Consider the following 19,394-nt stretch of genomic DNA (forward strand, 5'->3'; position numbering starts at 1 on the left):
GGGGAGGGGGCCCAGGCGGGCCCCCTCAGCCATTGGCGGAGGCACCAGTGGAGCAGGCGGCCTGGGGACGAATCGGCATGCGATTGACAGGCCGCCCCGTCGCCGCCCGCACCGCCCCCGCCACAGCCGCCGGCGTCACGACGACCGGCGCCGAGGAGGCGGCCTTCGCCCCGAAGGGGGCCACCACGTCCCGTTCCTCCACCAGCTTCACCACGCGAATGTCCGGCGTGTCCAGCGCGGTCGGCAGGGCGTAAGCCGTGAAGTCGGCGTGCCGCACGACGCCTTTGGCCACTCGCAAATGTTCGGTCAGTGCGGTGCCGATGCCCTGGGTGACGCCGGCCTCCAGGCGGGCCCGCAGTTGGCGGGGGTTGAGGACGGCGCCGACGTCCTGCGCGAGTGCGACCTCGACCACCCGCACCGAGCCCAACTCGATGTCGACGTCCACCACGGCGCGCACGGCGGCGAAGGCGAGGCCGACGAAGGCGTCGCCCTGTCCCCACTCGTCGAGTGGCTCCGTGGGGTGGGGGCGGCACTGCGCGGTCGCCCACAGTTCTTTGCCCTCCAATGCCTCGGCCACCGTCGTCGAGAGCACCCCGTCGTAGGAGGTGATCTTGCCGTCGGCGATGGTCAGCAGTTCGGTGGACATGCCGAATTTGGCCGCGAGCGGCTGGAGCAGTTGGGTGCGCACCATTTTCGCGGCGCGCTCCACCGCGCCGCCCGAGACCCAGGTGTGCCGTCCGCGGCCGCCGGCCCCGGACGGGGGCTGGTCCGTGTCGACGGATGCCACATGTACTTCGTCGACGCCCAGCACGTCCTGCACGATCTGCCGGGCCAGTGTGTCGAAGCCCTGCCCGGACTCGACGGCCGCGCACATCACCGTGGCCACCGGTCCGTTGACCTTCACCGTCGCGGTGGAGACCTCGTCGGTGCCCTCGGCACCCAGCATGTGCACCATGCCGAGTGCGTAGCCGACGCCCCGGCGTACGGCCGCGGGGTCGCCGGCGCCCTCGGGTCCGCCGGGCAGCAGCCAGTCCTCCTCGGGCGCGTCCTTGGGCAGGGGCGGCAGCGGCGCCTCGTGGACGGCTTCCAGCAGTTCGGCCACCGGCGCCGGGCAGGTCACGGTCTGGCCGGTGGGCAGCAGGTCTCCGGTGGCCATGACGTTGCGCATCCGCACCTCGACCGGGTCGAGTCCCAGCCGTTCGGCCAGCTTGTCCAGCTGGCCCTCGTAGGCGGCGCACACCTGCATGGCGCCCTCGCCGCGTACATGTCCGGAGGGCGGGTTGTTGGTGCGTACGACCCAGCCGTCGATCACCGCGTGCGGCACCACGTACGGCCCGCAGGCGAACGAGACGGCGGCGGCCAGGGCGTCCGAGGAGGTGTCGGCGTAGGCGCCGCCGTCCAGCAGGATCTGGGCCTCCACCTTGACGAGCTTGCCCTCGCTGTCGGCGTGGTGGCGGTAGCGCAGCAGGGTGGGGTGGCGGTGTGCGTGGCCGAGGAAGGACTCCTCGCGGTTGAGGGCGATCTTCACCGGGCAGCCGGTGCGCATGGCCAGCAGGCCCAACGGGACCTGGAGTGCCGCGTCCTCGCGGTCGCCCATGGCGCCGGGCACCCCGGTGACGACGATCTTGACCTGTTCGGCGGGCAGTCCGAAGCAGGCGGCGGCCAGGTCGCGGTCGGTGTGCGGGTCGGTGGAGGCGGTGTAGATCTCCACGCCGCCGTCCGGGCGCGGCACGGCCAGTGCCGCTTCGGCGCCGATGGGTGCCGGGTCCTGCCGGCCGATCCGGTAGAGCCCCTCCACGACGACGTCGCCGGTGGCCTCCGGGTCGCCGTAGCGCAGCGGGATGTGGCGCAGCAGGTTGCCGTCCGGGTGCAGCGGTTCGGCCTCGAACGACTTCTCCGGGTCGGTGACCGGCTCCAGCACCTCGTACTCGACGGCGATGGCCGCGGCGGCCAGTCGTGCCGTGTCGGGGTGGTCGGCGGCGACGGCGGCGATCGGCTCGCCGTAGTAGCGCACCATGTCCCGTGCGAACGCCGGCTGGTCGGCGATCTTCCGTCCGTGGGCCGAGTCGCCGGGGATGTCCTCGTGGGTGATGACCGCCCGGACGCCGGGCATCTTCGCGGCCTCCTCGGTGTCGATCGCGAGGATCCGCGCGTGCGGGTGCGGCGACCGGTGCACGGCCGCCCACAGCAGTCCTTCGGCCCACAGGTCCGCGGCGTACGGGAAGGTGCCCTGCGCCTTGGCGTAGGAGTCGGTGGGCAGGACGGAGGCGCCCGCAGCGAGCCCGAGCCGCACGCACCGGGTCCGGGGCCGGCGCCGGTGTGACCGTCAGCCGTTTCCGTCATGCCGCCGCCTTTCTGTGCTTGCGTGCGCGGGGCGCGCCGGTGCGGGGTGCGCTGCCGCCAGGGGACCCGCTGCCAGGGGACGCGTTGCTGCGAGGGCCGCGCGCATCAGGACTCGCCGCCGTTGTCGGGGTGCCGGGTCTGGTGCGGGATGTGCGCGCCGTAGGTGCCGTCGTCGTACGTACCACCGTCGTGGGCCCCGTTGTCGTACGCTCCGCCGTCGTACGTCCCGTGGTGGCCGTGCGCCGCCGGGTCGTAGTCGTAGCCGCCGCCCTGCGGGGCGCCGTAGCCGCCGGTCGGGTAGCCGCCCTGACCGTAGCCGCCCTGGTCGTAGCCACCTTGGTCGTAGCCGCCCTGGCCGTACTGCTCGTAGGGGGCGGGCTGTTGGTAGCCGCCCGGCTGCTGCTGCTCGGGGACGCCGTGGCCGTAGCCGCCCTGCGGGTCGTAGCCGCCCTGGCCGTGGCCGGCCGGGCCGGGCTGCTGTCCGGTTCCCGGCCCGCCGGGGCCGTCCGGCTGCCGGCCGGTGGCCGCCTGCGCCTCCGCCTCGGCCGCCTCGCGCTCGGCCTGGGCGGCGCGCTGCTCGACGACCGTACGGACCGCGTCCAGCACCCCGCGGTAGCCCGAGCACCGGCACAGATTGCCGCTGATCGCCTTGCGGGTCTCCAACTCGGTGGGCGCGTGGTTGCCCTCCAGCAGGTCGTGCACGGTCATCGCGAGTCCCGGCACGCAGAACCCGCACTGCACCGACCCGCTCTCGGCGAGCGCGCACTGCACATCGGAGGGGATGCCGTCGGCCGACAGCCCCTCCACCGTGCGTACTTCGCTGCCCGCCGCGGTGGCGGCGGGCACCAGGCAGGCGGCCACCAGCCGGCCGTCCACCTGCACCGAGCAGGCGCCGCACTCGCCCTGGGAGCAGCCGTCCTTGGCCCCGGCGAGCCCCAACCGCTCCCGCAGCACGTACAGCAGCGACTCGCCGATCCACGCGCTGGCGACGGGCCGGTCGACGCCGTTGACCCGCAGGACGTACGAGACGTGCGGGTGCTCGTCCTCCGTGTCGACGGCTTCGGGGAGCGGCGCGGTGTCGCCGTCGCCGTCCTCCGCCGGGCCGGTGCCGCTGTGCCGGGACGGCTCGGCGGACGGCTCCTCGGAGCTCCCCTCGGGCTCGGGGTCCGCACCGCCGTCGGTGCCCGGCCCGGCGCCCGCGTCGGTCCCTTCGGCTCCGGCGGCCGCGTCCGCTTCCCCGGCACCGGCCGGGGCCGGGGCGTCGGCGCCACCGGCCTCCCCGGTCCGCGGTGCGGCGTCCGGCTGGGTGGCGGGGGTGGGTTCGGGCTCCGGCTGCTGCGGTGCGACCTGCTGCGGTACCGGGGCGGCCTCGGCCAGGGAGGTCACCTCGGAGTCCGCGTTGCTCTCCGGCCCGGCGGGCGGGGCGGGCGGCTCGCTGGCGACGATCCCGGCACCGGCGGCGGGCTGCGGCTCGGCGGGCAGGGGCTGCTGCTCGGCGGGTGCGGCGCCGGCCGGCTCGGTGGTGGGCGCGTCGGGGAAGCTGTAGGCAGCCGCCGGGGCGCTGCCCGGTGCCTCCTCGGTCGGCCAGGCGTCCGTGCCCGGCTCCTGCGGGGGCAGCGGCCCGGGGCCGACCGCGTCGGGTGCGCTCCCGGGTGCGGGCGCCGTGCTGTCCCAGCTCGGCGCCGAGGTCGGTGAGGAGGGCGCGGAGGGCGCCCAGGCGTGTGCGGTCCCCGTCCCGGGGGCGCCGGGACCGGGCTGGGAGGACCCAGGAACGGGCGTGCCCGAGGCGGGCGTGCCGGGCACGGGTGTACCGGTTGCGGGCGTACCGGTTGCGGGGGAACCCGGCGCGGACTGCGCCTGCTCCTCGTCCCCGGTCGCCGCGCGGGCCACACCGGTACCGAGGGGGCGGCGTCCCGTGCGGGCCTCGTGGGAGCCCGCGAGCGCGGCGGCAGCACCCTGGCCGAGCCCGGCGGGCGGCGCGGAGCCGGCCGGGCCCGTGGCGGCGCCGGGAGCGTCGTGGCCGCTCTGCCCGCCGAGCGTGTCGTGCGGATTCGGCGCACCGGCCGGGCCGTGCTCCGGTGAGCCGCCGCCGGGACCGGATTCGGGACCGGCTCCGTACTGACCGGCCCGGCCGTAGGGCCCCGACTGTCCGTACTGCCCCGGCTGTCCGGGCCCGCCGCTGCCCTGCTCGCCGTTCTCCGGTGCGAACGGCAGCACCCAGTGGCCCCCGGCAGCCGGATCGGTGCCCGCGGCGGGGGGCAGCGCTCCGGAGCCGCTGCCGGTCTCCGCGGCGGTGTGGGAGGACGGGTCGATGGGCGGCGGGGTGTAGCCGCCCTGCCCGGTGCCGGGGGCGGCCAGCGGCACGTCCTCGGCGAACTCCCCGAAGCCCCCGCTGGGCAGCTGCACGAAGGCGGTGGCGTCGGCGTCGTACTCGCCGCCGCCCCAACTCCTGGGCACATGCTGCCCGTACGCGGCCTCCTGGGTGTACGGGGCGTATCCGGCCTCGGCGCCGGCGCCGTGCGCGGACTCGGCGCCGTGCGGGACGGCGTAGGGCTCGCCGTACTGTTCGGCGCCGCCTGTCGGGTTGCCGTACTCGTCTGTGTCCGTGTGCGCGTTCACGTGTCCGTGCGGATCCGCACCCGCGTGCGGCCCCGCGCCCCCGTTCCGGTTTCCGTTCCCGTTGCCGTGTGGTGCCTGTGGTGTGCCGCTCATGCGAGAGCCCTCCCGAGTCCTCGGCGGGCCAGTGTCGCCACCGTACGCCGCAAGTGCAGCGCCGCGGGCGGAAGCTGGGGTACCGCGCCGGGAGTGCCGTCGGCGCCCTCCTCCGGCGTCGGGTCGGGGATGCACGCCATCGCGACGTACTCCCCGAAAGCGGACAGCGCCTCGGGGGCCAGCGACCGCTCGCCGTCCCAGTCGATGAGCGAGGCGATCCACTGCTCGGCCTCCAGCGGGCGCAGCGGCATCGGCGCGACGGCGCCCACCGCGCAGCGCACCCCGCGCCGCATCGGGTCGAGCACGACGGCGACGGAGGCCAGCGCACGGCTGGGCCCGGTGCGGCTGGTGGCCTTGAGGAACGTCTGCGGCGCGTGCAGCAGCGGCACCTTCACATAGCCCACGACCTCGCTGGGCCGGAGCATGTCCATCCCCGCGAGCAGATGGCTGACCGGCAGTTCGCGGCGCGACTCTTCCGGGCCCGCGATGGAGAGCGTGGCCTCCAGCGCGGCCAGCACGGGGAGTGCGTCCCCGGTGGGCGACGCACTGACGATGTTGCCGCCGAGCGTGCCCGCGTTGCGGATCTGCGGGGGCCCCGCGGCGCGCGCGGCGGCGGCGAGCGCGGGGATGAGCGCGGCGAAGTCGGGGCGGCCCATGCGCGCGTGGGTGAGCCCGGCGCCGAGCACGGCGTGCCCGTCCTGGTACGACCAGCCGCGGATCTCGCTGATCCGGCCGAGGCCGACCAGCGCGGCGGGGCGCAGCTGGCCGGAGTTGACGTCGGCCATCAGATCGGTGCCCCCGGCGACCGGCACGGCGGCGGGTTGGGCCAGGAGCGCGGAGACGGCCTCGTCCAGGGTGGTCGGCAGCATGACAGCAGGGGGCACAGCCTGCGCGGCTCGTTCGCCGTCTGGTGCATGCCGTACGTGCGTGCTCAACCTGCTGCCCCTTCCCCGACATACCGGGCTCCCGGCTGCACTGCCGTACGGTACGTGCTCACAGCCCGGACGAGGCAACTCTGGCATATCTCGGCCCCCGCCCGACACGAGGGCCAGGGATGGCTGCTTTCGCACCTTTTGCCGAGGAGCCGGCCTCCCTCACTCCAGCGGCCGCCCCGCGATTCCCGGCCGCCGCTGCCAGGGACGAGGCCCGGCAAGGGGGCGGTACTCCACCCCGCAGGCGTCGAGGCGGGGAAGGTGCGCCGCCGCCAGGCGCTCGGCGAACTCGTCGTAGGGGTGCCCCGGCCCGGCCCAGGCCACCTCCGCGACGGCGGCGAGCCGCGGAAACACCTGGTAGTCGACGCGCTGCGAACTCTCCGCGCACTCGGTCCACATGTTGGCCTGCAGCCCCAGCACCCGCCCCGCGTGTCCGCTCTCCGCGAGCCGTGCGGGCACCGGCCGCACCTCGTACACGTCTTGCAGCGACGCCACCCGGCCCAGCGGCACCGGCTCCTCCTCCCCCGGCGCCTGCCGCCGGTCGAGGTACACCTCGTGCTCGGGACACATCACCACATCGTGGCCCGCCTCGGCGGCGGCGATACCCCCCTCGTACCCCCGCCAGGAGGAGACGACGGCGCCCGGAGTGAGGCCGTCGCCCGCGAGGGTGCCTCCCTCCAGGATCTCGTCCCAGCCGACCATCCGCCGCCCCCGCTCGGCGAGCCAGCGGTCGAAGTGCCGCACCATCCACGCCTGCAGGGCGTCCTCGTCGCGCAGCCCCTCGCGGGCGATGCGCTCCTGGGCGACAGCCGAAGCCCGCCACTGCTCCTTGGGGGTCTCGTCGCCGCCGATGTGGATGAAGGGGGACGGGAAGACGTCGAGCACCTCCTCCAGCACGTGCTCGTAGAAGCGCAGGACCTCGTCCGTGGGGGCCAGCAGATGCGGGCTGACCCCCCAGTCGGTCCACACCCCGAGTGCGGAGGTGTCGACGACGTCCGTGTTGCCCAACTGCGGATATGCGGCGATCGCGGCCTGCGAGTGCCCGGGGAGCTCGATCTCGGGTACGACGGTGATGTGCCGTTCGGCGGCGTACGCCACGATCTCGCGCAGATCGTCCTGGGTGTAGTGGCCGCCGTGCCGGCGCTCGTCCCACAGCGGGGAGGCACGGTGCCCCACCCGGGTGCGGGAGCGGGAGCCGCCGACCTCGGTCAGCCGTGGGTAGCGGCGGATCTCCATCCGCCACCCCTGGTCGTCGGTCAGGTGGAGGTGGAAGACGTTCAGCTTGTGCACGGCGAGCAGGTCGAGGAGGCGCAGCACACCGTCCTTGGGCATGAAGTGCCGGGCCACGTCGAGCATCAGGCCGCGCCAGGCGAACCGCGGGGCGTCCTGGACGCGGCACGGCGCGATCCGCCACTCGCACCGGGGGCCGGCCCGCCGGAACGCCGCGGGCGGCAGCGCCTGGCGCAGCGTCTGGAGGCCCCGGAACACCCCTGCGGCGTCCCCGCCCTCGATCAGCGCGCGGTCGGCCGTGACCTCCAGCCGGTAGGCCTCGGGGCCGAGCCCGGCATCCAGCCTCAGCTCCACGGTGTTGCCCGGCGCCCCCTCGTCGTCCGGCGCCCCTCCGTCGTCCGGAGCCCGCTCGCCCTCCTCCCGGAAGGGCAGCACGGACTGGCCGCGCAGCCAGCGGGCCACCTCGCGCAGGCCGGGTGCGGGCTCCACGACGAGGGCCGTACCGCTCCCCCAGACGAAGGGCGGTCCGTCGCCCTCCCGTACATCACGGGCGCGCGGCACGAGCCCCGCCCAGCCGGTGGCCGACATGACCGGTCCTCCTTGTGTGAGGGCTTGTTCACCTGTGTGAGGGCTTACTTGACCGCGCCGCCCAGTCCGGAGACCAGGCGGCGGTGTACGCAGACGAAGAAGATGAGCACGGGCACGGTCATCACCGTGGAGGCGGCCATCACCCCGCCCCAGTCGGGGGTCTCGGTGTCGAAGAAGACCAGCAGCGCCATCGGCAGTGTGGAGTTCTCCGTCGCGCTGATGATGAACGACTTGGCGAACAGGAAGTCGTTCCAGGTGGAGATGGCCGAGAACACGCTCGTGGCGACGAGTCCGGGAAGGACCAGCGGGAAGAGGATCTGCCACAGAAAACGCGTCCGGCTCGCTCCGTCGATGAAAGCCTGTTCCTCCAGCGCCTCGGGGACGGCCTTCACGAAACCGCGCAGCATCCAGATGGCGAACGGCAGTGAGAACGCCAGATGCGGAAGGATGAGGGAGAAGAGGGTGTTGAGTGCGCCGATGTCCCGCATGAGGAAGAACAGCGGAATGGTCAACGCCTCGACGGGCACCATCTGGGCGACCAGGAAGAGGATGAGCAGTGTGGTCCGCAGCCGGAACCGGAAGCGGGCCACGGCGGTCGCCGCGAGGAAGGCCAGCAGCGCGGAGGCGACCACGACGGTGCCCGCGACCAGCAGGCTGTTGAGGAAGTACCGCCCGAAATCCTGCTGGTCGAAGACGCGCCGGAACGCGTCGAGGGACGGCGAGAGTGTCCAGGGAACGGGGTGGTCGGAGCGGACCTCACCGGCCGGTTTGAACGCCGAGAGCACCATCCAGTACAGCGGGAAGGCGACGGCGGCGGCGATGAGGACGGCGGCGCCGTCGGCTGCGAGCCGCCCCGGTTTCCGTATCCACGGCCGCGTTCCGCCGCCCGGCCCCGGGCGTGCCGGCGATCCGGCACCGACGTCCGCGCTCATATCTCTTCCCCATTTCTGCGGAGCAGCTTGAGATAGACCAGCGTGACGGCCAGCAGAATCAGCAGCATGATGACGCCGATTGCCGAACCGAGGCTGTACTGGGACGAGGCGAACGCCTTTTGATAGGCGTAGACGTTCAGCACCAGATTCTGGTCGGCTATGCCACCGCCGTCCGTCATCACATAGATCTGGGTGAAGACCTTGAAGTCCCAGATGACGGACTGGATGGTCACCACAATCAGCACCGGGCGCAGCATCGGTGCCAGGACGCTGCGCCAGGTACGCCAGGCACCGGCGCCGTCCAGCGCGGCGGCCTCCAGCACCTCGCCGGGCACGGCGCGGATTCCCGCGTACGTCACCACCATCACCAGGGGGAACGAGCACCACACGACTTCCAGGAAGACGAGCGTGAACGCGCTGTAGCGCCCGTACGTCCAGGAGTGGTCGCCCAGCCCCAGCACCCGGTTGACCGGTCCGAAGTCCGGGTCGAAGAGGAACACCCACACGGTGGACCCGGTGATCGCGGGCGTCGCCCAGGCCCCGAGCGCCGCCAGCATCAGCAGCAGCCGGGGCACCGCCCGGACGCGGGTGAGCAGCACGGCCAGCGCGCACCCCACGGTCACCGTGCCGAGCACACAGGCGGCGGCGAACACCACCGTCGCCAGCAGCACATCCCAGAACTGCGGGTCGCCCAGCAGTTCGCGGTAGTTCGCCAGGCCCTGGAAGCTGGTCGGCTCTCCGCCGCTGACCTGCGCCTGGGTGTACTCCAGGAAGGAGATCAGCCCGAGCTGGTAGACGGGGTAGACGAGCAATCCGGCCAGGACGACCAGAGCGGGCGCGAGGTAGAGCCAGGGCGTCCACCCGCCGTGCCGGACGGGAGGACGGCGGGTGCGCGCGCCGTCCCGCCCCCTCACCGGGCGAACGCCTTGTCCATCTTCCCCGCGGCGTCGGCGGCGGCCGAGTCCACGTCCTGTTTGCCGCTGACGATCCGCTGGAACATGCCCGGCAGGATCTGCGCGGCGTCGATCCGCCCCCACGCCGGGCTGGTGGGCACGAACTTCGTCCCGGCGTCGAGTGTCGCCACGAACGGCTCGACGAAGGGTTCCCGCGCGGCCACCTTCTTCCTGGTGTCGCTGAAGGTCGGCAGAAAGCCCATGGCGTCGAACAGCCGCTCCTGGGTGCGCTTGCCCGCCAGCTCCTTCATCAGCGCGACGGCCAGGCTGCGGTGCCGGCTGCTCTTGAGGACGCCGATGTTGTTGCCGCCCGCGAAGGCGGGCGCGACGCTGCCCTTCCGGGCGCCGGGCAGCGGAACCACGGCGTACTTGCCCCGGACGGCGCCGTCGTCCATGGCCTGCCGGTTGAAGTCGCCGCCGATGGCCATGCCCGCCTTGCCGCCGGCGAACGCCTCCACCGTGTCGTTGCCGCCCATGGCGGCACAGGTCGTGGCGGGGCAGTTGTCGTCCCCGAACAGGGAGGTGTAGGCCTGGATGCCCTTCTTGGCGGCGGCGCTGTCGAGGGTGGCCCGGAACTTCCCGTCGCCGCTCTCCTCGGCCAACTCCCCGCCGTGTGCCCACAGGAAGGGCATGGCCCCGTAGGTGTAGGCGCCGCCGACCGCGATGCCGTACATGTCCTGGCGCTCGGCGCGGATCTTCTTCGCCGTCGCGGCCAGTTCGCTCAGGGTCCGGGGCGGCTCCAGGCCGAGGTCCTTGAAGACATCGGTGCGGTAGTAGAGGGCGCGGACGCCGACGAAGAGGGGAGCGCCGTACTGCTTGCCCTGGACGGTGACGGACTTCTCGGCGGTCGGGTCGAGGTCGTCGGCCGCGTCCCACTCGGCGAACTCGGCGCTGACGTCGGCCAGTCCGCCGTCGGCGACGTATCCGGCGGTGTCGGTGTTGCCGTACTCGATGACGTCCGGGGCCGAGTCGGGGTCGTTGAACGCGCCCTTGATCTTCTCGGCCCGGCTGTCGACGGGGATGTACTGCACGGAGACGCGCACACCGTTGTGCTGCTTCTCGAACCGGTCGACCACCCCTTGGACGACCTTTTCCTTGGGCTTGTTGCCGACCTCCCGGAAGAGCCAGACACGTACCGTCCCGCTCTTCTCGTCCGCGCCGCCCTCGTCGCCGGAGGTACTGGGAGCGCACCCGGCCACCGCGGCCGCCACCATTCCCAGCGCCATGAGAGGGGCCACGAGACGCCGCCCGCGCCCGGACTGTCTGCCCTCGCCGGGCTGTCTGCCCTTGACGCGCTGTCTGCCCTTGACGACCTTCACGACGAGACCCCCAAGCACGCGATGCTGCAACGGCGTTGCAACATATGCAACTGACGTTTCGCAGAGCACAACCTGCACGGGAGGCTACGAGGCAGCCACACACGAGGGCAATAGGTCTGTACCAGCCAAGGGGCAGCGACGGGAGGCGTCGACTCCCCGGCCGAGTGACCAGATCGTTCCGCCACCCGCCCCGATCGTGTCTGTCGGCAGCCCCCGCCGCTGGCCAGACTGGCGCACATGCACAGAGCGCTGCTTGTCATCGATGTCCAGGAATCCTTCCGCGCCCGCCCCGACTCCTGGGCCACCCTCGCCGACCCGCACATCGCCGGACCGGTCACCAGACTGGTGCGGCTCGCCCGCACCGCCGGAGACCTCGTCGTCTGGGTCCTGCACACCGAGCCCGGCTCGGGCGGCGTCTTCGACCCCGAGCAGGGTCAGGTACGCCTGCTGGCCGAACTCGACCAGCCACTCCCCGGCGAGCCCGTCCTGTACAAGACCTCCCACAACGCGTTCACCACCACCAACCTCCAGCAACTGCTGACGAACGCGGGCGTCACCGAACTCGTCGTCAGCGGTATCCGCACCGAGCAGTGCGTCGAGACCACGGCCCGCCTCGGCAGCGACCTGGGCTACCGCGTCTCCTTCCCCGTCGACGCCACCACGACGAACCCGGTCGGCGGCCTGAGCGCCGAGGCCGTCGTCGAACGCACGGTGGCGGTGCTCCGCGACCGGTTCGCACGGATCACCACGGTGGCCGAACTGGAGGCGGAGTCGGCACCGCCGGCGCCACGGCAGCCCGGCGGGGAGCGGACGACGGCCTGAGCGGGCGGAGCAGCCCGAGCGGGCGCCGGACCCCGAACCGGCGCCGGAATCCGAACCGGTGCCGAGGGGCCGTCATGGGTGGAACCGCAGCCGGGGCGGCTGACACCATCCCGGGCGTGACCCACGTCGTCCTCGTCCTCACCCCGGGCGTCCACCTCCTCGACCTCGCGGGCCCCGCCCAGGTGTTCAGCACCGCGGCGGATCTCGGCCGGCCCTACCGGCTCAGCTACGTCGGCGACCAGGAACGCGTCGACAGCGCCCAGGGGCTGGCGTTGAGCGCCCGGACCGAGTGGCCACCCGACCTGGGCCCGGACGACCTGCTCGTCGTACCGGGCTGGCGCTGCCCGCGCCGCACCCCGGGCCCGCCCTTCACCGACCGGACCCTCGCCCGGATCGCCGCGCACCACGCCGCCGGCGGCACGGTCGCCAGCGTCTGCTCCGGGGCGCAGGCCCTCGGTGAGGCGGGACTGCTGGACGGTCGCCGCTGCACCACGCACCACGAGCTCCAGGATTCACTCGCCCGCCGCTTCCCCCGGGCGAAGGTCGTCCGCGACGTCCTGTTCACCACCGACGACCGGGTCGTCACCTCCGCCGGCATCGCCAGCGGCATCGACCTGTCGCTGCACCTGCTGGCCGCACGCCACGGCCCGGCGCCCGCCGCACAAGTGGCCCGCAGCATGGTCGTCTACGCCCGCCGCAACGGGGACGAGCCGCAGGCCAGCGCCGTACTGCGGTACCGCTCACACCTCAACGACACCGTCCACCGGATCCAGGACCTCATCGACACCCGCTTCGCCGAGCCCCTCACCCTGGACCAGCTGGCCGCCACCGCCGACGTCAGCCCGCGCACCCTGACCCGCCTGTTCACCCGCGCCACCGGCGGTCTGACCCCCCTCCGCTACCAGCAGACCCTCCGCCTGGAGCGCGCCGAGCACCTCATCGCCCACGGCGCCACCACCGAGACCGCCGCCCACGAGGTCGGCTTCACCGACCCCCGCATGCTCCGCCGCCTCCGCTCCCGCGCCCTCTCCAAACCCCGCTACTGATCACGGTGCGAATGCGGCAGGGTGGGCAGCGTGGATATCCGTATCCCGTACGGGTGGCTCACCTCGCATGAGCCGCCGTAAGCGTCCGGTGGACAGAAGAGCGGGTTTGCACACATCTCAATGGAATGCCGATAGAGGATGTGCTGAGCATGGGCCGCCGCCCGGTCCATTGATCGCCGTGGTCGACGAGGGGTGACCGGCGCCCGGCGGGGAGCAGCCGGGCGCTATCCTGGCTGCCCTGACCATGCGTTGACCCGAAGGTCACCCTCGGTCAGTCAGCGCAGTGCAGCAGTCTCCCTCTCACCGAGCGAGCCTTCGGAGGTCACCGATCCATGGCCCAGCGGCCCCCGCGACTGCCTACGCCGCCGCCCAATCCGTATGGAGCGCATCCGGGGGCGGGTTGGGCGCCGCCGGTTTCGGGGGCGCGGAAGAAGGGGGTCACCACGGGGCGGGTGATCGGGACCTGTGTGGCGGGGCTGTTGGTGTTCGTCTATGTGGTGATACCAGTCGTGCAGTTGCTCCGTTGACCCGGCGGGCAGGGTGGGGCGGCGAACAGGGCGACGGCTAGTGCGAGGGCATCGGATGTGGAAGCGGGGGGCGGCCGAAGAGGTCGCGGGGGCGGCAGGGACAGGGGCGGCGGCGCCGGTCTGGGCGGAGGTGCCCAGTGAGGTGGAGCAGCGGCTGTACGAGGCCAAGTGCCGTCATGACTGGGCCGCATACCTGGACGTACTGGCCAACCAGTATCTCTACCGGCTGGCCTCCCGGCCCTGGCTGGACGCCAATCCGGGCCGGGTACCGGCCCGGATGCACCCGGTCTGGCGTCCCGAGGTGCAGGGCTGGTGTGCGGCCGTGTACACGGAGGCCATGTTGCCGGCGCCGGTCGAGGATCCGGTCTTCATCTCGGAGAGCCTGGGTGAGTACGCCCGCAGGTGGTCGCCGCAGGATCCGCCGTGGTTGGCGGTGAATCCGGGGTCGCCCTGTGAGGCGTACTTCCCGGCCAGCCGGTCCCTGTGCGCGCTGTGGCAGCAGCACGCCGACCGCGCCGAGGATCTGGCCAAGCAGGGCAGGCTCCGCACGCTGTGGGTGGGCGGCCCGCGTACCGGCCCCGTGGCGCGGGGGCTGGCGTGCGGGGCGCTGCTGTCCGTGTACAACAGCCGCTACTGGAACTCCCTCTCCCACGGAATCGGCTACGACGACGAGCGGCGGGCGCTCGAACGCTGGTGGGGGGTGACCACGCGGGAGAAGTGGCAGCAGTATCAGGAGGAGCTGCTGACCAACGAGATGAGCAGCCCGGTGTGGGAGTTCACCCTGGGGCTGCGGCACAGTCTGGCCCAGGACTTCGGCGGGCAGGTGGAGCCGGCGCACTGGCGGCAGGCGGCGGAGCGGGTGCTGCGCAAGCGGGTCGCGACGGCCACGATCGAGCTGACGCCGGACGGGGTGACGCGCACGGAGGGCCCCACCGAGGAGGAGGTGGAGTGGCAGATCGACGGTGTGAAGCGGCTGATCGGCCGGATCACCCGGTACGAGGCGAGGTTCCGCGCCGACGGGCTGCTGCCCGAGGGCCGGTTCGTCCGCTCGGTCGCCGCCTGGGACTACGGCCGTGGCTCCAACATGGCCCGCTTCGGACTGGCGGCCCGCTTCTGCACGGTGGAGGAGGCGGAGGCGGCCGTCCTCCGTGCCGGTCGGGTCAGCACCGTCACCTACCGCTCGTGGGAGGACTTCTCCGCCGCGTACATCCTCGGCCGCTGCCTCCACTTCGACGAGGAGGAGTTCGGGCCGTGGTACGAGGAGATGCTGGACGCCCATCGGGTGCTGACGACCGATCCGGAGAGTCCCTGGCTCACGCTCCCCTTCCGCGCCGGGTGACCGGTCACCGGTGACCGGCCAGGGGCTTCTCCGATCCTGTGGCCCAGGCCCAGGCCCAGGCCCAGGAGCGGCTAGTGCTGTGACCGCATAGGTTCGCCGGGTTGATGTTCGAGGTGGGGCTACTGGGGCGTTTGGACGTGAGTATCCGATGTGAGGCTCAGGAGGCAGCTGCGTCAAAACCGGCGCGAGTGCGCTGGTAACGCGCGGGTGTGGTGCCAACGTGGCGTGTGAAGTGCCGGTTCAGATGGGCTTGGTCGTGCAGTCCAACGGCTGTGGCGACCTCGGCGGGTCGGTGGCCGTCGAGGAGAAGGCGACGTGCGTGTTCGATGCGCTTGCCGGTGAGGTAGGCGTGTGGCGGAAGGCCGTATGTCTGCTTGAAGCAGCGGATCAGGTGGGTGGGGTGGGCATGCAGGGTGGCTGCGGCCTCGTGCAGGGGAAGGCCGGCGCGAGTTCGTGAGTCCAGCAGTTCCCGCAGTTCAGCGGCGAGCCGGTTTGCCTCACGCCCTGGTGCGCGGGGCTGGAGCGCCGCGAGGTGGAAGTGGAGCCGTTCTCGGATGAACGAGAGGCGGGACTCAGCTTCGAACCTGTCACCGGCATGGACGAGAGCTGCGTGCAGCTGGTCGATCCGGCAGCGCAACAGCCCGTCGCTGACGACCGGGGTGTCCACTGCGCGGCCGGCCAGACGCTGCGGGAGTACGGAGTCGTCGAGGTAGAGGTTGCGCTTGCGGAACCCGGACTCGGTGACCGTCCGACCGTCATGAGGGACGCCGGGAGGCAGTAGGAGGACGCTGGCGCTGCCGGTCGCCCCGTGGCGGCGACGGTCGAGCGCGAAGTCCACAGAGCCGTCGTCGAGGATCATCAGGTCCCACGTGTCGTGGGTGTGGGCCGGGTACGCGTGGTCGGTGAAGTGCGCGTGGAAGACCTCGGCGATCCCAGGGACCGGCGGCCTCCAGGCGCTGATGGACGTGTGGGGGCGGTCAGAGGCCATGCCAGGAACGTACAAGACCAGCGGAGCCGGGGCGCGGCAGGCTCGTGATGCCGGCAGGAGCGCCTGCGGTCGATCCCGGCGCCCGGCCCTGAGGAAGGATGCCGTATGTCCAAGTCAGCTGTTCCTGTGAACCTCGCCGACAAGTTCGCGCAGTTCAGCGAGCTGTGGTCGCAGAAGAAGGTGGCGGTGCTCAACGACTACGAGGTCAAGCTCGCCAAACTGAAGGGGGAGTTCGTCTGGCACACCCATGACGACACCGATGAATTGTTTCTAGTCATCAGTGGGCGGCTCACCATCCAGCTCAGGGATGGCAATGTGGTCTTGGAACCCGGCGAGCTGTTCGTAGTTCCCCGCGGGGTCGAACACTGCCCCGTGGCAGACGAGGAGACCGCGATCCTGTTGTTCGAACCGGCGGGAACAATGAACACCGGTGACGCGGGAGGGGCGATGACCAAGGCGGCCGAGATCCTCAGCTGAGGGTGTGGCGTCAGGCCGCGGTTTTGAGGGGGCGCCCACCCCAGCGGATGCCCTTCTCGCTTCGGATGCGAACGCGTTCCTTGCGCTGGGCGGCGAGTACATCGGGGTGGCGGGCGTTGATGTTGCGCCGGCGCAGGTATCGCTGCAACTCCCGTGTCTGAACGGTGTGGTTGGGGTGGCGGGAGTTGGCCAGAGTGAACTGCCGCAGCGGCTCGAAGTGCGCCTCGATCGGGTTCGCCCAGGAGGCGATTGTGGGCGTGAAGCACAGCTCGACCTTGTTCTTCCGGGCCCACTGGCGGATCTTGCTGCCCTTGTGGGCGGACAGGTTGTCCAGGATCACGTGGACCGCCGTCCGGCCGGGCCGCGCGGATCGCTTTCAGCGCGGCCAGGGACGGGGCGGCCGAGGCCAGCAGCATCCTCGCGCGCGCCGGTAGCGCACCGAGTTGGTGCTGCCACGGCGCACGATCCGCTGCAGCTTCTGCCCCTCCTGGTCGGTCAGTCTGCCTACACGGACAGGTTCGGCCACCGCGCCTCCCACGGTCGAATCGGACGTCACCCCACATCCAACCGCCACGACCACCAACCCGCCGAACCTGTGCGGTCTCAGCACTAGCAGTACGGTGCCTGGCCCGTCAGCGCGTAGGCGACGCCCATGAAGACGCCGAAGAGGCGGAAGAGGGCCGGCAGATCGCCGCTGACCCGTACCGAGCGGTCGTGGGCCGAGCGGTCGTCGGCCGGGTGCTTACCCGGACGGGTGACGCCGGGGATGCCCTCCAACTGCTGGGCGACGGAGGCCGACTGCCAGCGTACGGTGAGGGTGTGGGCGCCGGTGTCGGGTGCCGGGCGGGTACGGGACGGGGCCTGGCGCACCCCCTCGCGTACGGCCTCCTCGATCGCGCCGCGCGCCTCGTCGGCGGGGCGGAGCCGGGCGGCGAAGCGGTCCCTGGCGTATTTGACGGGCGCCGTACGCACGTTCGCGTCCCATTCGGCGACCTCCGCACAGGCCACGTCGCAGCCCGAGAGTGCGACGACGGGCACGCCGAGCGCCGTGGCCGTCGCGTACGCGAAACCGATCTCGCCCATGGCACGGTCGTCGTCCAGCCACATGTCCTCGATCTCGTGGCCCATGAAGCTGTGGCTGAGTACGCCGAGGGCACCGGCGCGTGCGTGGTAGCCGACGAACACGGCGGCGTCGAAGGAGGCGTCGAGGTCCTGGAGCATGCCCATCGGCTTGGGCTTGCCGCGCACCAGGGACGCCGCCGGGTGCAGGTCTTCGACCAGCAGATTCCGCATCGTGCTGTGCGTGTCGTTGACGACGACCTCACGGGCTCCGGCCGCCAGTGCCCCGCGCACCGCCGCGTTGACGTCCTCGGTCATCATCCGGCGCCCGCGCTCGTAGTCCCGGCCGCCCATCTGTACGTCGTCGGCCCCGACCAGCCCGGTCACGCCCTCCATGTCGGCGCTGATGTACACCTTCATCCGCTGCGGTCTCCGTTCGCCCGTTCCGCGACTGCCTCGTCCGCGCCAAGTCTCGCAGTGAGGCGGGAGTGGCGGATGCCGTAGAGGAAGTAGCAGGCGAGGCCCACGGCCATCCAGGCGCCGAAGACGGCCCAGGTGACGGCGGGCAGGCTGACCATCATCCAGGCGCAGAAGCCGAAGCCGAGCAGCGGGGTGAGGGGGAAGAGCGCCACCCGGAAGGTGCGGTTCATGGTGGGGCGGGTGCGGCGCAGGACGATGACGGCGACGTTGACCAGGGCGAAGGCGAACAGGGTGCCGATGCTGGTTGCGTTGGCGAGTTCGCCCAGCGGGACGGTGGCGGCCAGGGTGCCGCAGAAGGCGGAGACGAGCAGGGTGTTGGCACGTGGTGTGCCCGTCCGCTGGTTCACCTTGGCGAACACCTGCGGTACGAGACCGTCCCGGGACATGGCGAACAGGATGCGGGTCTGGCCGTAGAGGACGGCGAAGACGACGCTGGCGATGGCGACGACGGCGCCCGCGGCGAGCACCACGCTCCACAGCCCGATGCCGGTGACGTCCTTCATGATCTGCGCGAGAGCGGCGTCTGTGCCCTCGAAGTCCTGCCAGGGCATGGCGCCGACGGCGACCAGCGCGACGAGGCAGTACAGGACGGTGACGATCAGCAGGGACAGCATGATGGCCCGGGGCAGGTCCCGCTTGGGGTTCTTCGCCTCCTCGCCCGCGGTGGAGGCGGCGTCGAAGCCGATGTAGGAGAAGAAGAGGGTCGCGGCGGCGGCGCTGACGCCGGTCGCGCCGAGCGGGGCGAGCGGCGCGTAGTTGCCCGCCTGGATACCGAAGAAGCCGATGCCGCAGAAGAGCAGCAGCGTCACGATCTTGATGACGACCATGGTGGTGTTGATGCGGGCGCTCTCCTTAGCGCCGCCCATCAGGAAGACCATGGCGAGCAGGATGACCGCGAGCGCGGGCAGATTGACGAAGCCGCCCTCGCCGAGCGGTGCGGAGACCGCGGCGGGGATCGTCACCCCGATGGTGCCGGCCAGGAGTTCGTCGAGGTACTGCCCCCAGCCGACGGCGACGGCCGCCACCGAGATGCCGTACTCCAGCACCAGGCACCAGCCGCAGATCCAGGCGACGAGTTCGCCCATGGTGGCGTAGGCGTACGAGTAGGAGGAGCCGGAGACCGGGATGGAGCCGGCCAGTTCCGCGTAGGAGAGCGCGGAGAACAGGGCCGTCAGTCCCGCGAGGACGAAGGAGATCGCGACGGCGGGCCCGGCGAGCGGAGTGGCTTCGCCGAGTACGACGAAGATCCCGGTGCCGAGCGTGGCACCGATGCTGATGGTCGTCAGCTGCCACATCGACAGGGAGCGGCGGAGCGCGCCGCCCTCCCCCTGCCCGCCCTCGGCGATCAGCCGCTCGACGGGCTTGCGGCGCAGCAGTCTGCTTCTGCGCCCGGGTGCTGGGCCCTGCGCCCAAGCTTGGTCGGCGGCCGGGGCCGGGGCCCGGCCGGAGGTCGAGCCGGGGGCCGGTGCGGAGCCCGTCTCCGGTCCCGGCGGGGAGGTGGGTTCGGAGGCGGGCTGGGCCGTGGGCGGCGCTCCGCTGTGTTCCGGCGGCATGTCGGGCTCCTTGTCGCTGCGTCGGCGGAGAATGCGACGGCGACCACAATCCGCGTACATGACAAAAGGCATGACGCGTCAGCCCGTGCGGGGA

The 19,394-nt window shown here is 72.1% G+C and carries 14 protein-coding genes and 1 pseudogene; 4 read left to right on the forward strand and 11 right to left on the reverse strand.

The window, feature by feature from the left end; translation table 11 throughout:
* Positions 1-25: 25 nt before the first annotated feature.
* From KBY19_RS04680 to KBY19_RS04710, 7 genes are all read right to left on the reverse strand, one after another.
* Positions 26-2,293, reverse strand: coding sequence for a xanthine dehydrogenase family protein molybdopterin-binding subunit (locus KBY19_RS04680; RefSeq protein WP_210965212.1), 2,268 nt, complete (start codon positions 2,291-2,293; stop codon positions 26-28).
* A gap of 155 nt (positions 2,294-2,448) precedes the next feature.
* A complete protein-coding gene (locus tag KBY19_RS36210; protein WP_282106884.1) occupies positions 2,449-5,055 on the reverse strand; it encodes a (2Fe-2S)-binding protein in 2,607 nt (868 codons plus the stop codon).
* A complete protein-coding gene (locus KBY19_RS04690) occupies positions 5,052-5,924 on the reverse strand; it encodes a xanthine dehydrogenase family protein subunit M (RefSeq protein WP_210965213.1) in 873 nt (290 codons plus the stop codon). Before KBY19_RS04690 ends, KBY19_RS36210 begins: the two co-directional genes overlap by 4 nt.
* Positions 5,925-6,149: 225 nt before the next feature.
* Positions 6,150-7,805 carry a beta-N-acetylhexosaminidase gene (locus KBY19_RS04695; RefSeq protein WP_210965214.1) on the reverse strand — a complete coding sequence of 552 codons (1,656 nt, stop codon included), beginning with the start codon at positions 7,803-7,805 and terminating at the stop codon, positions 6,150-6,152.
* Between the two features lie 44 nt (positions 7,806-7,849).
* Positions 7,850-8,737 carry a carbohydrate ABC transporter permease gene (locus tag KBY19_RS04700; protein WP_247690601.1) on the reverse strand — a complete coding sequence of 296 codons (888 nt, stop codon included), beginning with the start codon at positions 8,735-8,737 and terminating at the stop codon, positions 7,850-7,852.
* On the reverse strand, positions 8,734-9,651 hold the full coding sequence (locus KBY19_RS04705) for a carbohydrate ABC transporter permease (protein WP_185016962.1): 918 nt from the start codon (positions 9,649-9,651) through the stop codon (positions 8,734-8,736). Before KBY19_RS04705 ends, KBY19_RS04700 begins: the two co-directional genes overlap by 4 nt.
* Complete coding sequence (locus KBY19_RS04710; RefSeq protein ID WP_247690607.1) at positions 9,648-10,904, reverse strand: extracellular solute-binding protein; 1,257 nt, start codon at positions 10,902-10,904, stop codon at positions 9,648-9,650. The genes KBY19_RS04705 and KBY19_RS04710 overlap by 4 nt, the downstream gene beginning before the upstream one ends.
* Positions 10,905-11,246: 342 nt before the next feature.
* Here KBY19_RS04710 and KBY19_RS04715 point away from each other — a divergent pair, with 342 nt between their 5' ends.
* The 3 genes from KBY19_RS04715 (at position 11,247) to KBY19_RS04725 (ending at position 14,743) form a co-directional block, all read left to right on the forward strand.
* On the forward strand, positions 11,247-11,831 hold the full coding sequence (locus KBY19_RS04715) for a cysteine hydrolase family protein (protein WP_099881360.1): 585 nt from the start codon (positions 11,247-11,249) through the stop codon (positions 11,829-11,831).
* A gap of 116 nt (positions 11,832-11,947) precedes the next feature.
* Positions 11,948-12,877 (forward strand): GlxA family transcriptional regulator, encoded by a 930-nt coding sequence (locus KBY19_RS04720; protein WP_210965215.1) that lies wholly within the window; start codon positions 11,948-11,950, stop codon positions 12,875-12,877.
* A gap of 582 nt (positions 12,878-13,459) precedes the next feature.
* Positions 13,460-14,743, forward strand: coding sequence for a DUF1266 domain-containing protein (locus KBY19_RS04725; RefSeq protein WP_210957510.1), 1,284 nt, complete (start codon positions 13,460-13,462; stop codon positions 14,741-14,743).
* A gap of 157 nt (positions 14,744-14,900) precedes the next feature.
* Here the strand turns inward: KBY19_RS04725 and KBY19_RS04730 are convergent, their stop codons facing one another.
* Entirely contained in the window at positions 14,901-15,731 is an 831-nt protein-coding gene (locus KBY19_RS04730) for an AraC family transcriptional regulator (RefSeq protein WP_099881368.1), read from the reverse strand.
* 105 nt (positions 15,732-15,836) lie between these two features.
* Between KBY19_RS04730 and KBY19_RS04735 the strand changes: the two genes are divergently transcribed.
* Positions 15,837-16,208, forward strand: coding sequence for a cupin domain-containing protein (locus KBY19_RS04735; protein WP_099881370.1), 372 nt, complete (start codon positions 15,837-15,839; stop codon positions 16,206-16,208).
* A gap of 10 nt (positions 16,209-16,218) precedes the next feature.
* Here the strand turns inward: KBY19_RS04735 and KBY19_RS04740 are convergent.
* The 3 genes and pseudogenes from KBY19_RS04740 to KBY19_RS04750 form a co-directional block, all read right to left on the reverse strand.
* Positions 16,219-16,600: pseudogene (locus KBY19_RS04740) on the reverse strand (transposase); the annotation flags it as partial.
* Positions 16,601-16,817: 217 nt separating this feature from the next.
* Entirely contained in the window at positions 16,818-17,687 is an 870-nt protein-coding gene (locus KBY19_RS04745) for a M55 family metallopeptidase (RefSeq protein WP_210957512.1), read from the reverse strand.
* Positions 17,684-19,300 (reverse strand): amino acid permease, encoded by a 1,617-nt coding sequence (locus KBY19_RS04750; protein ID WP_185016965.1) that lies wholly within the window; start codon positions 19,298-19,300, stop codon positions 17,684-17,686. Before KBY19_RS04750 ends, KBY19_RS04745 begins: the two co-directional genes overlap by 4 nt.
* Positions 19,301-19,394 lie beyond the last annotated feature (94 nt).

The organism is Streptomyces sp. B15, from assembly GCF_018070605.1.
GTDB lineage: Bacteria > Actinomycetota > Actinomycetes > Streptomycetales > Streptomycetaceae > Streptomyces > Streptomyces smyrnaeus.